Raw genomic sequence first — 13,617 nt, 5'->3', positions numbered from 1 at the left:
CAACCATGCCAGCCGTACGTCACGCCATCGTTGATCTCATCCTTCGGCCGCCGTCTCAGCATTGCCCATATTGCCGAAGGCAAATCCGTGAAAAACAGCGGCGAAAACACAATCTGCCAAAGTAGTGTTAGGCGTAATTCGCACTTGTTATCGACCGTTCCGCTCGAACGACAGGAAGGTAACGTTCACCCCCATTGGCGTTGGTCGGTTGACGATGATGACGCAAGCATGATTGACTCTGCTCATCGAGCTGGATCGGTCTATGATTTACCTGTTGATACTGGGATCGTTCTCACTGAGCTCGCCCACTTCATTAGTGGCCTCAATGCTCCAATATGACGCTACCGCCTCATTCCACAGTCACCGATTTTGCTAGATTACGCGGCTGATCCACGTCCGCGCCCCTTGCGAGCGCGGTATGATAAGCCAAGAGCTGAACCGGAATGGCATAGACCATCGGCGTAAAGCTTGCGACCATCTCCGGCAGCACAATGGTCATGAGTGTGTCCACCGTCGTTTCCAAAGCACCCTTCGAATCGGTCATCAGGATGATCTTGCCGCCCCGAGCCGCAACTTCTTGCACATTCGAGACGGTCTTCTCGAAGACCTCGTCATAAGGCGCGATCACCACCACAGGCACTGCCTCATCTATCAGTGCGATCGGTCCGTGCTTGAGCTCGCCGGCGGCATAACCTTCTGAGTGGATATAGGCAATTTCCTTCAGCTTGAGTGCGCCCTCCAGCGCCAGGGGGGCCGATGTGCCACGACCGAGATAGAGCACGTCCCTTGTGCCGGCGATATAACGCGCGAGCTTCTCGATCTGCGGCTCAATCGACAGTGCCGCAGCAATCAACCGCGGCACTTCGATAAGCTCACGCACAAGCTTCGTTTCCTCGATCTCAGACAGTTTATCGCGCTCTTTGCCTGCTGCGACGGCAAGCGCGGCCAATACCATCAGCTGGCAGATGAATGCCTTGGTGGAGGCGACGCCGATTTCTGGCCCCGCCAGCGTCGGCAGAACGGATTCGCTCTCCCGCGCAATCGTCGACGTCGGAACATTGACCACAGATATCGTGTGCACGCCCTGGTCCTTGGCGTATCGCAACGCAGCTAACGTGTCAGCGGTTTCGCCCGACTGCGAGATGACGATCGCGAGATCGCCCCGGCGCAATGGCGCCTCCCTATATCGGAACTCGGACGCTACATCGATCTCGACAGGCAAGCGCGCCAGCCGCTCGAACCAGTATTTGGCGATGTGCCCGGCATAGCTTGCAGTGCCGCACGCGGTAATTGAGATACGCTGAATGGATTTAAAGTCGAACGGCAATGTGAGCGGCAGGGCGACGCGTTCGGCCGCCGTGTCGAGATAATGCGCCAATGTCCTGCCGGCCACTGTCGGCTGTTCGTGGATTTCCTTGGCCATGAAGTGGCGATAATTCGCTTTGTCCACAAGGAGTGACGATACGCCAGACTTTGATGTTTCCCGCTCGACGACAGAGCCGTCTACGCTATAAATCACGCACATCGTGCGCGTAAGCACGGCCCAGTCGCCGTCTTCAAGATAGGTGATGGTGTCGGTCAAAGGCGCGAGCGCGAGCGCGTCCGATCCTAGATACATTTCGCCGTTACCATGTCCGATCGCAAGGGGCGACCCCCTACGCGCGCAGATCAAAAGATCGTCGTGGGCCTTGAACAGGAATGCCAGCGCGAAGGCACCGCGCAGCCGCGGCAGCGACGCTTGTACCGCGTCCTGCGGCGAGTAACCCTTCTTGAGATAAGATTCGACGAGATGCGCCACCACCTCTGTGTCTGTCTCTGAGTTAAAATGGGCTCCATTCCGCTCCAGTTCAGCTCGCAGCTCGCGGAAATTCTCAATGATCCCGTTATGAACAACCGCGACATTTTCCGTCGCATGAGGGTGAGCATTGCTCTCGGTCGGCTTTCCATGAGTCGCCCAGCGGGTATGACCGATGCCGGTATGACCCGACGGCGGATAATAGCGTAGCTGCTCCTCAAGGTTTCTCAGCTTACCTTCAGCGCGGCGGCGCTCGATACGGAAACCTTCGATAGTCGCGAGGCCTGCGGAGTCATAGCCGCGATATTCCAATCTCTTGAGCGAGGCGACCAACTGCCCAACGACCGGACCACGCCCCAAAATGCCAACAATTCCACACATATCGATCAATGCAGCCCAAGTTTAAGGAGTCCGACTTTTCCTACAGGTACCCGGACATGAAGCGCTTGCCCGATGGTTACAGGTGTCAAGTTCGGTTTTCGCGGCCGCCTGTATCGCCGCCGCATCCACAAGCTTGAGTTAGATCTCTGTCAGCCATCATCGCTTCGCCCGGCTACATTCCGCTTTTGGCTGCCGGTCGAGTACAAACGGCGCAGCAGCCCTAGCTTAACTTGTTCCGTCTTACAGGAGACATTTTTCCGGCGCGGGTTTAAGAGACTTATCATACTCAAACCAAGGCAACTTACGCTCGGTCAAGGTTAAAGGATTGGCGTCGAAGCTCCATTGTACGAAAGTAAGCTCTCGATATCGAAACGTTCGATGATCTATACCGACGTTTGCTCCTTTTTCTCACTTTGTCTCGCGTCGACAGTCACTGTATCTCGTTGGAAATATCGCCCAGGGGCAAGCGCGCCCCGCGCAAGGGCGTTTCGCCTGGTTAGGAGTATCGCGCTGCTAGCGTTACTGGGCTTCATTTTTGAAGCTCAATGTGCTCGCATCTTCAGTCCAAATATAAATGAATGTATATGGTGTGCATTCCTGCATGATGTGTATGACTGGAGCTAACGATCGCTTTCCTTTAATTGCGGGTGGCGCGCGCGTCTGCGAATCTAGATTTTTCGACAAACGGCTCCGCAATGGTGTTTCTTTGCGGCGCGACTAAGGGAGACCATGGCGGCTCAGGACCCAAAGCGGCGCGTTGCATTGATTACGGGCGTCACCGGGCAGGACGGCGCATATCTCGCCGAGTATTTGCTCGGTCTCGGCTACACGGTGCACGGCATCAAGCGCCGCTCGTCCTCGTTCAACACCGCGCGCGTTGACCATCTCTACCAGGACCCGCATGTCGGCAATTTGCCGTTCCTGATGCATTACGGCGACATGACGGATTCGACCAATCTGATCCGCCTGATGCAGCAGATCCGCCCCACAGAGATCTACAATCTCGCCGCCCAGAGCCACGTCGCCGTCAGCTTCGAGAGCCCGGAATACACCGCCAATGCCGACGCCATCGGCGTGCTGCGCCTCCTGGAGGCGATCCGCATCCAAGGCATGGAGAAGGAGACGCGGTTCTACCAGGCCTCGACTTCCGAGCTCTACGGCCTTGTGCGGGAGGTCCCCCAGAAGGAGACGACGCCGTTCTATCCGCGCTCGCCTTACGGCGTGGCCAAACTCTATGGCTACTGGATCACGGTGAACTACCGCGAAGCCTACGGCATGTTCGCAAGCAACGGCATCCTGTTCAACCACGAGAGCCCGATCCGCGGCGAGACCTTCGTCACGCGCAAGATCACCCGCGCCGTCGCCCGCATCGAAGTCGGCCTCGAGGATACGCTCTATCTCGGCAATCTCGAAGCCAAGCGTGACTGGGGGCATGCCAGGGACTACGTCGAAGGCATGCACATGATCCTCCAGGCCGACAAGCCTGACGATTTCGTGCTCGCCACCGGCGAGACGCGCTCGGTGCGCGAGATGGTCGAGCTTGCCTTCGCGCAGGTCGGCCGCCGCGTCGAATGGCGTGGCACGGGCGTCGATGAGGCCGGCGTCGACACCAAGAGCGGCAAGACCGTGGTGAAGATCGATCCGACCTATTTCCGCCCGACCGAGGTCGATCTCCTGGTCGGCGATGCCAGCAAGGCGCGCGAGAAACTTGGATGGAAGCCGAAGCGTACGTTTGCAGAGCTCGTCGAGGAGATGATGGCGAGCGACCTCGCCGAGGCAAAACGGGACGCGGTCCATGGCAAGCGCAGCGTTTGAGCTGACGGGCAAGAGCGTCTACGTCGCCGGCCATCGCGGCATGGTTGGCAGCGCGCTGGTGCGCCGGCTGGCGCGCGAGGACGTCAAGATCGTCACGGTGGACCGGCGTGAGGTCGACCTCTGCAACCAGGCCGCCGTGTTCAACTGGTTCGCGCGGGTGCGGCCGCAGGTCGTATTCCTCGCCGCCGCGAAGGTCGGCGGCATCGTCGCCAACAACACGCTGCGCGCCGAGTTCATCTACGACAACATGGCGATAGCGGCGAACGTCATCCAGGCCGCGCAGCAAAGCGGCGCCGAGAAGCTGATGTTCCTGGGCTCGTCCTGCATCTATCCGAAGCTCGCGCCACAGCCTCTGCGCGAGGACTCGGTGCTGACCGGCCCGCTGGAGCCGACCAACGAGCCCTATGCGATTGCCAAGATCGCCGGCATCAAGATGGCGGAGGCCTATCGCAGCCAGTATGGCAGCGACTTCATCAGCGTGATGCCGACCAATCTCTACGGTCCCGGCGACAATTATCATCCCGAGTACAGCCACGTGGTTGCCGCCCTGGTCCGCCGCTTCCACGAGGCGACGCTCGCAGGCTCGAAGAGCGTGGTGGTCTGGGGCACCGGCACGCCACGCCGCGAATTTCTCTACGTTGACGATCTCGCCGACGCCTGCATCCATCTGATGAAGACCTATTCCGCGGCGGAACTGATCAATATCGGTACCGGCGAGGACATCAGCATCGCCGAGTTAGCACGCATGGTCGCGTCCGCCATCGGTTTTCGCGGTGAGATCAGATTCGACACGTCGCGCCCTGACGGCACGCCGCGCAAGCTGCTCGACGTCAGGCGGCTATCCGAGCTCGGCTGGCGCGCCACAACCTCGCTTGAGGACGGTATTCAGCTGGCATACCGGGCGTATCGCGCCGACAGCGATGGAGGGCACCGGAGTAATCTGCCTGTTCCGGGCTAACGGGCCAATCCTAGGTATCAATCGGCGGTGAGTGTCCAGCCTAGCGGACTTGCCGCTCACGGTAACGACGCAGTTGACAAGAGGTGTCAACAACCGGGCTCAGTCGGATGCCAAGAACCCAATTGACGCGGTGTATCCTACCTACGACGCAGCCAACCACTTGCAGGAAAATGAGAATGGCCATGACGGAGACCTGCTGCCGTGAATTTGAGCGCTCATCATCTCTAAGCCGCTAAGCGCCGCCCGATGGACGGTCATCAGCCGGACGCGTACTGATGTCCCTTTCCTCTCCGCCAACGCCTTAGCGATGGTGTGTCATCGTCATCCTCACCGACAGCGTAACGATGGACATGAGCGCGCCCAACATCCCAAACGCCAAGCGCAAGCCAAACATATGTGCGACGAGCCCAATGCCGACGGGCCCGACGAGCATACCCGCATAGCCGGCTGTCGTGATGACTGCGATCGCAATGCCTGCTGGCATCATTTTCTGTTTGCCGGCGTGTCGACAAAGTACGGGTACAATACGGGTACAACATTTGAGATACCCAATCCAATAAGCAGGAACCCTGCCATAGCAATCAACGCAACGGGCGCGGCCACCACAGCCAAGAAGCCTGTTACGATCGGCAGAGTCCCGAGCATCAATGTGGCACGGTCTCCGATTCGCCCCACCACGGCATCTCCGCTGAGACGCCCTGCGGCCATTGCCATTGAGAAGAGCATACAACCAATGCCCCCGTGCGTTTCCGCGAGAAGATCTCGTTCAACGAGAAGCAAAGCGCTCCAATCGAGCATTGCACCTTCGACAAGGAAGGTGACAGCCGCGAGCACAGCTACTAGCAACACACTGCGATGGGGCAAAACAAACAATGGCTCCCGCGGCCCCGACCCCGCCGCGAGCAACCCCGGCCAGGCCGATACAATCGTGATCGTCATTAACGCCGAACAGACCAACGTCGAAAAAAGCCGGCCAAGCTGCAGCGACAGGAGCGAGGTCACGGCAGCAGAGCCGGTGAATTCCCCAATGCTGTACTGGGCGTGGAAGCCAGACATCAATGGACGGCCCGTGGTGCGCTCCAATTCAATCGCGTGAATGTTCATGGCTACATCGATCGAGCCGAGTGAAACGCCGAAAACAAACAGCGTAGCACCGAGCCTGACAGGTGTGTCGGCAATTGCAAGGCACGGCAGCATAATCGCAAGTCCAAGTCCACCCGCGAGGATAATGGGCCTGCTGCCGTACCGCGCATTCGACAGGCTCGTCAAAAGCATCGCGATGACTGATCCCGTTCCGAGACAGAGCAGAAGAAGACCAAGCATGCGGTCATCCACCGCGAGCCGCTCCTTGGCGAGTGGCACCAAAGGCGCCCAGGCCGCGAGGCCGAATCCGGCCACAAAAAATGCGAGCCGCGTCCCAACCAGGCGGCAGACCAATTGGCAGATGATATCACAGGCGCTCCTGAGAGAACCGGCTCGTGAGCGCGGCGCGCCTCATCCTGCGTGCGTCGGCTGCAAGCGGCGCTCGACGATGATGGCCTCAAGTTGACATTCTGTATCCCTGCAAATGCAATGCCGTCACAAAAACTGGACTACATCACAGGGCGAGCATCATATAGGGGTGTTCGTCGAGCCCGTGGATGCGGTGTTCGGGTAATCCTTCCCGAATGGCCAGGGCGACAACTTTTGCTGGCCTGCGACAACCGGAGGCGCAACGCTGGCTACTGCTTTGTCGCAAAGCCTACAAACTCTGCAAAGCAACGGCGCCGACGCCACTGTGTACTTGGCGCGAACACCGCCCTAGTTTTCAGCCAGCTTTTGCAGCCAACCGGAAGCTCTCATCGCCGATGATCAATACAATGAGGACCGCTATGACGTGCAAGCCGCCAATCTCAGCCCGATCGACATTCCTGGCTTTGACGGGCTGGTTGTTAAACAGCATCGTTAAGGACGGGCCGAAGATAGTCGTCACGATAGAGCATGCGAGCATTGATCCGAATGGCAGCCTTATCAGTGCGCTTACTTCGGTAGGGCGGCGGCGCCCGAGGTTGCAGCAGGGGCAAGCAGAACGATCGTGTAGATGGCGAGTTGAACTAGCCCGGCTGCGGAGAGCTCAACCATGGCGGAGCGCGATGGGTGCGAGGAAGATGGGAAACACGCGCCTCGAAATTACCTGCACACGCTGAGATTCATGACAAGGACGTAAACGTTCGGCAGGATCTCGATCAAATCGTGGGGTGAGAATGAGATTGGTGTAGAGAACCGGCGCAACGGTACAATGAGCACGAAAAGCCGTAGCCGATGGTTCCGTTTGCAAAGCACGCAAAATACCGTCGCTGGGGCCACAAACCACACTCTCCTTAGCTTCACTCTAGAGAGCGTCCGGTCACCCGTCAGGGAAACAGCCTGTCATGGATACGGGCCTCCTCACGGCCGTTCCCCGCGCAAGGCCAGCTAAACCGCCTTGCCTCTTTTTTTGCCAGCGACCAACCCGATCAAACCGACGCAAATAATTCTTGTTCAGCAGTGCTTGGGATTCCACTATTTATCAGGAGAGCATAAATTCTCTTCGCTCCTCAGGAAGGTGGATCTTGGCGTTCTACTGCCGTGAATGTCGAGCGCAATTCACATTGGCGGAGGAACAGCGGATCACTGACCCGTTCTTCGCCGAGCACCGGACTGGCCAAGCTCGGCATAACGGGGCGTGAAGATCTCGATTTGCGGGGGAGGCGCGAAGCGGTCGCAAGCGGCTTCGCTTGCGACACTGAGCGAACCTGGATTCACTTTATCCTCATTGCCTGGCCATCTGGGCATCACCAACGCCGGTTAGGTCGCGCTCGGCGGCGATGTTCGCGCGGTCAGAGCTCGCATCAGCACGGTGGTCGGACGCGATTGCGACATAGATCGCCGGCAGCACGAAAAGCGTGATCAGCGTGCCGACCGACATGCCAGCGACCAGCACGAGCCCGATCGAGAAGCGGCTCGCGGCGCCAGCCCCCGTTGCGGTCAACAAGGGTATAAAGCCCGTGACCATTGCCGCCGTAGTCATCAAGATTGGGCGCAGTCGGACGCGCGCCGCCATCTCTATAGCCGAGCGACGGTCAAGTCTCTCCTTGAGCTGTAGTTCATTGGCGAACTCAACCATCAGGATGCCATGCTTGGAAATCAACCCGACCAGTGTCAACAGTCCAACCTGGGTGTAGATGTTCATAGTCGCCCAGCCAAAGAATGGCGGAATCAAGGCGCCGACCATTGCCATCGGCACGCTGATCATGATGATGAGCGGATCGCGCAGACTTTCGAACTGCGCTGAAAGCACTAAGAATATGATGATCAGTGCAAATGCAAATGTAATGGCGAGTTGATTACCCTCGTGCACATACTGGCGGGCGTCGGCTAGGAAGTCGTGACTGAAGCCTGCGGGCAGTTTCTTTGCTTCGGCTTCTAGGAAATCCACAGCTTGTTCCATCGTGACGCCGGGCATCGGCACGGCCTGAAACGTCGCGCAGTTGAGCTGATTATAGTGAGTGAGCGCGTTCGGATCGGTCGCAGTCTCGGTTGAGACTACGGTAGACAGCGGAAGCATCGATCCCGTCGCAGTCTTCACATAATAGCTCCCGATTGCTTGCGCCGCCATGCGTTCCTCTCGTGGCACCTGCGGGATCACCTGGTACGAGCGGCCCTGCAAACTGAAGCGGTTGACGTAGTTTCCCCCAAGTAAGGTGGCGAGCGCGTTACCGATCGTCTGCATGGTAACGCCAAGCTCGCTAGCCTTGGAGCGATCAATCTTGATTCGCACCACCGGCTGGTTAAACTCGAGATCGGAGTCGCTCACCACGAAAAGACCGCTCCTCTGCGCAGCATCCTTCAGCTTCGACATCTGCTCGTAGATGGATTGAAAGCTAAGCGTCGAATTGAGTACCATTTGCACTGGTAAGCCATCCGAACCGCCGGGAAGGGGAGGTAAGCTAAAGGCAAACGCGTTGATGCCTTCGATTTTGGATAGCTCGGTCTGGACAAGGGACTTTAGTCCGATCGATGATCGCTTGCGCTCGTCCCACGGCTTGAGCAACATGCCGGCCATGCCACTCTGCTTTCCGCTAACGCCGTTGAGCACGAAGCTCAAGTCAGTCTCTGGAAATTTCTTGAACACGTTTTCAAGCTTGGTGCCGTAATAGTCGAGGTAGTCGATATTGGCGTATTTCGGCGCCTTCGTTAGCGCGAATACGATGCCTTGATCCTCCTCCGGCGCGAGCTCCTTGGAAATATTCATATAGAGAAAGCCGACAAGGCCCAGCATGGTCAGCGCAAACAGGCCGGCAACTGGGCGATAGTCGAGCGAACGGTCGAGCTTGCGGCCGTACCATCGTGTTATGGCGCCGAAGCCGCGGTTCACAAGGCTTGCAAATCGCCCCCCCTCGACGCGCCTCAAGAATAGCGAGCACATCATAGGTGACAGCGTCAAAGCGATCACGCCCGACACAATCACCGCTCCCGCTAGCGTAAATGCAAATTCGCGGAACAACGCACCGGTGAGGCCGCCGAGAAATCCGATTGGGGCATACACCGCAGCCAAGGTAATCGTCATGGAGATAACGGGACTGACGATCTCGCGCGCGCCGATTGTGGCCGCCTGTACGGGCGGTGCACCTTCTTCTAAATGGCGATGAATGTTCTCCACCACCACAATCGCGTCATCGACAACGAGACCGATCGCGAGAACCATCGCAAGGAGAGTCAGCAGATTAAACGAAAACCCCAGCGCCAGCATCATGCTGCAGACGCCAATGAGCGACAACGGAATGGTGACCACAGGAATGATGACCGACCGCAGCGAGGCCAGGAACAGAAAGATCACGACGACCACGACCGCGACGGCCTCGATGAGCGTCTTCTCTACTTCATCGATCGATGATTGAATAAATGTGGTGGAGTCGTAGGCCACTTTCATCCTCACCGACGGTGGCAGGTTACGCTCAATTTCCGGAAACAGCGCTCGAACGCCTTGCACTATATTTAGCGGATTGCCCTGTGGGCTCGCCTGCACGCCGATAAAGACCGCGTGCTCGCCGTTCATCGTGACGCTAGTGTCTGTCGCCTGCGCGGCAAGCTCGACCGTTGCAATGTCCTCCATGCGCACCAGTCCACCGTCATTGGCTTTGACGACCATGCGCTTGAAATCATCGACACTCCGCAGATCTGTATTTGCCGTAACATCAGAGATAGTGAAATAGCCTTTGGTCTGACCGACCGCGGCCTGGAAGTTGTTAGCGGCAATTGCAGCCGAAACCTCAGCCGGCGACACGCCGTGCCCAGCCATTTTCGCAGGGTCGAGCCATAGCCGCATCGCAAAACTCTGGCCACCCAGCATCTCTGCCGTTGCGACCCCGTCGACGGTTGAGATAACCGGTTGCACCACGCGCGAGAGGTAGTCAGAGATCGCGCTGGCCGCAATTTCCTCGCTGGAGAAGGCGAGAAACATGACAGCCGTGGCCTGACCGGTCGACTTCGTGACGACAGGATCGTTTGATTCCTTAGGAATCAGGTATTTGACCGAGTTGACCTTCGAGAGCACCTCCGTGAGCGCTTCGTTGGAGCTGAAATTAAGCTTGACATGAACTTGGATGGTCGAGGTACCAAGTACAGACGAGGAAGTGATGTAGTCGACGCCCTCAGCGGACGCGACGGCTTGCTCGAGGGGAGTGGTGATGAACCCCTGGATCATGTCGGCGGAGGCACCAGGATAGGACGTCGTGATATTGATGACCGTACTGGATAGCTTGGGATATTGCCGGATCGGCAGTAGGGTGGCGGCGCGCAGGCCGATCAGCAGGATCAGGAAACTGACGACGATAGACAATACCGGGCGTTTGATGAAAAGCTCGGTAGTCATGTCGACTCGTCCTTCAAAGGTGGGATGCAATTTCGCCGGCAACGTACACCAGCGATGATCATCAATGCGGCGACTGTACCTAAAGACCCCAGCACAAGCGACGCGTTATTGGCTACTCTAAGGGCTCACGCACTCGCGAGCGCGGACGCCCTATCCTCCGCTTCCAATTTCGTCGCTCAAATAAAGCCATTCCGCTGATCTGGTGGCTGATCGCGATCTCGATAGTGGCACCTTCTAGGAAGCTCTTGCCGTTTTTGGTGCAACAAGATGTTCGTCTCAACACATGATTGGAACGCGCCGACTTCTGGCAAGGCATCAGTTCAGACTTCGCACTGAACCGCAGATCGAATGATCCAGGTTCAACATCGAAAGTACAAACGATCTAACCAGCCCTCAACTCTACAAAGGTAAGCGGGTGATATAGCATCGGCTACAAAGCACTATACCAAGGTTTGTCGAATTGGCTGCTGATCGCCGCCGAAAGACTTGCGGGGTTTCCGAACACAAGGTTCACGACCCCACATATTCCGAGCGCACGCGCTGTCGCTTCGCTGACTCACGAACAAAGTCGTATCGGCGCTCGCCCTCTGCTAGCAGCTCGGTACGCCTCTCGTAACAGTGGAGCTCGATATGCTGCGCACGGTTTGGCTACTCATTGTGCTACCGAGTGGTCTCACAGACATCCTATTCGAACCACTTGCCCCCGCTGCGCCCCCTCTAGAAGCGCGCGTATGCGCGCAGCGATCTGCCGTGCTTCCTTCGGCCGCAGGTTGGGCTTCATGCAATCGAGTATGGCTAGCATCGCCTGAACTTCGTCGATGTTAAATGCGGCGGCGTTGCGATCTGATGGTCCCAGAGACTGATCGGCGGCACGGGCTTGATTGGCCGCAAGCACCGCAAGGGCTTGCGACCGCAAGGACGTGATATGCCGCTCGAATATATGCATTTGTTGGCCTGTAGCTGCCCTGTGGGCATGGTGCCGCAAGCGCTGGCGGCCAACCCCGTCACGAAGACTGGAGCTGGCCACCTTTGCTCCCGTGAGGCTCAAATTCTCAAGGCTATTAACTTGTATCTTCTAGAAGTACCGAAGGGCACCTACCAAAATCGGTCGGTCCCATCCTCATCGGCAGCTCTCTAGGTTGGGTCTTTGCCTGGGAGAAACACCAGCATGTCCAGACAGGTGCGCTTTGCATAAACAAGAATGACGGACCAAATACGCACGAGAGACGCAAGAATGTTGACGAAGTAGATCCAGACGGAACGCGATAAAGGCAGTCCCTTTGGAAAGATTATACGAGACGCCGAAAGCCACGACAGGGAGTACCACGTTGAAGAATCGGCAACGCAGTCGGCACCGTCGTCGCCACAACTGGCGGACACAATTGCACCAAGACAACAGCGGACGGGCTTCGCAGGCAATCTCCTTCCCTTCCAGAGGGTTGGTGATGATTGATCGGAAGCAGTGCGGCGCGACTCGGCGCCGTTTGGCTCCACTACTGGAGCAGACGCTGTCACTGCCCGTCTCTGTTGCTAGTTGAACTTAACACTCCGCGCTTGCCCCCCAACGGGGCAGCGCTGTCCCTGCAACCCCGCTAACCGGCTCCAAGCTCAGCTAGCGGTGGCAAGATGCTGATCGGGAGCTCCGCAAAACGAGTAATACTGCCAGAACGAGACCTAACCCGATTTGGAAGCAGTACGAACGCGTCGACGCCTGAGGGCCTGTCCCTGCCGCATCCGCCGTGCAATGAGCTTAACGGAAGCGTAACTCGGCACATGGTGGTCCTTCAGCTCATGCGCTGTCCCTGCCACGCCCCCGTTAGACCCAATTGCTTGTTTATCGGGGCTGGCTTACAGAAAGCTGACAGACCCGCGCAGCAATTTACATAAAGAAAATCGGCCCCATGTGGCTGGTTGCCCCCAGAGCAATATCGACGTTTACGCGTCAGACAGTAGACACTCGGCATGCTTGCGATCACCGGCAGCCGCTTCGGGGCGACGCGCCGGATGGCGCGCAGCCAATCTACTGAACGTTTATGTCTGATTGACCTCACGCCCCCGGCCCGCGCGGCTCTGTGACCGGGCAGGACTGGCCATTCGGATCGCGCATGCTTTCGAACCCGAATACGTCGCGCCGCTTACCGGGCGCGCTCCACGCTGGGTTCTCGTACCGAAGACGGTTGTGTCCGTTCGTCAAAATGCGCTATCAAGCCTCATCACGCCCATTAGCCGGTAAAGCATCAAAACTGGACTCAATCAGCGAGTTCGACAGAAAGCAGCGCGGATGCGACTCGGCGCCTATATCCACCCCGGGGAGGGTGGACAAATGCGCTATTTCTGCCGCATCCGCTTCGCCGGACAGCTAGGGGCGAGATGGCACGGCCTCCCATTGGAGGAGGGAAGGAGCTTTCCGTATCACGTGCCGCTGACTCAGCAACGCTCCGTTTGACTATTTGATTTGCCCATTTACCTCTTCGCTCTCGCCAAAAATCTCGGCTCATCGGCGAGATCTGTACTTGCTGCAAAGGTCCGCTCGCCTGCCGGACCGCAAAGGCGCGCATCAATCGGTGGGCGTGTCGCGGCACCAGCACACTTTGGCCTCCTCTGCAGCTTAGGCGGGGTCGAGGAGGCAGTGACCTATCGGCTAAGCTGAGCGCGGCGATTTCGTCAGCCAGCTTCTTAAGAAGACGCGCGCGAGCCTTCTGAACAAGGGCCGGCGCCTCATGCTCCTTCTGCATTTCCAGGCGAGCCCTGACGTCAAGCAGGCCTTGGCGTCCC

Annotated in this window: 6 protein-coding genes; 3 read left to right on the top strand and 3 right to left on the bottom strand. The window is 57.9% G+C overall.

Annotation, left to right across the window (positions count from 1 at the left end; genetic code table 11):
* Positions 1 to 339 (top strand): hypothetical protein (locus EAV90_RS40290; protein ID WP_208738584.1); only part of this gene is annotated, 339 nt, incomplete at its 5' end.
* Positions 340 to 349: 10 nt separating this feature from the next.
* Here the strand turns inward: EAV90_RS40290 and glmS are convergent.
* Positions 350 to 2,176, bottom strand: coding sequence for a glutamine--fructose-6-phosphate transaminase (isomerizing) (gene glmS / locus EAV90_RS38020; RefSeq protein ID WP_129146363.1), 1,827 nt, complete (start codon positions 2,174 to 2,176; stop codon positions 350 to 352).
* Between the two features lie 729 nt (positions 2,177 to 2,905).
* Here glmS and gmd point away from each other — a divergent pair.
* Together gmd and fcl are read left to right on the top strand one after the other, a co-directional pair.
* On the top strand, positions 2,906 to 3,991 hold the full coding sequence (gene gmd, locus EAV90_RS38015; RefSeq protein WP_129146362.1) for a GDP-mannose 4,6-dehydratase: 1,086 nt from the start codon (positions 2,906 to 2,908) through the stop codon (positions 3,989 to 3,991).
* A complete protein-coding gene (gene fcl, locus EAV90_RS38010; RefSeq protein WP_129146361.1) occupies positions 3,972 to 4,949 on the top strand; it encodes a GDP-L-fucose synthase in 978 nt (325 codons plus the stop codon). Before gmd ends, fcl begins: the two co-directional genes overlap by 20 nt.
* Positions 4,950 to 5,432: 483 nt before the next feature.
* On the opposite strand, the gene EAV90_RS38005 is transcribed toward fcl, so the two are convergent.
* Complete coding sequence (locus EAV90_RS38005) at positions 5,433 to 6,311, bottom strand: MFS transporter (protein WP_347338833.1); 879 nt, start codon at positions 6,309 to 6,311, stop codon at positions 5,433 to 5,435.
* 1,429 nt (positions 6,312 to 7,740) lie between these two features.
* Positions 7,741 to 10,842, bottom strand: a complete 3,102-nt coding sequence (locus EAV90_RS38000; RefSeq protein WP_129146360.1) for an efflux RND transporter permease subunit — start codon at positions 10,840 to 10,842, stop codon at positions 7,741 to 7,743.
* Between the last annotated feature and the right edge of the window lie 2,775 nt (positions 10,843 to 13,617).

The sequence above is a fragment of the Bradyrhizobium vignae genome (assembly GCF_004114425.1).
Lineage (GTDB): Bacteria > Pseudomonadota > Alphaproteobacteria > Rhizobiales > Xanthobacteraceae > Bradyrhizobium > Bradyrhizobium vignae.
This window is presented reverse-complemented; position numbering and strand designations above follow the sequence as displayed.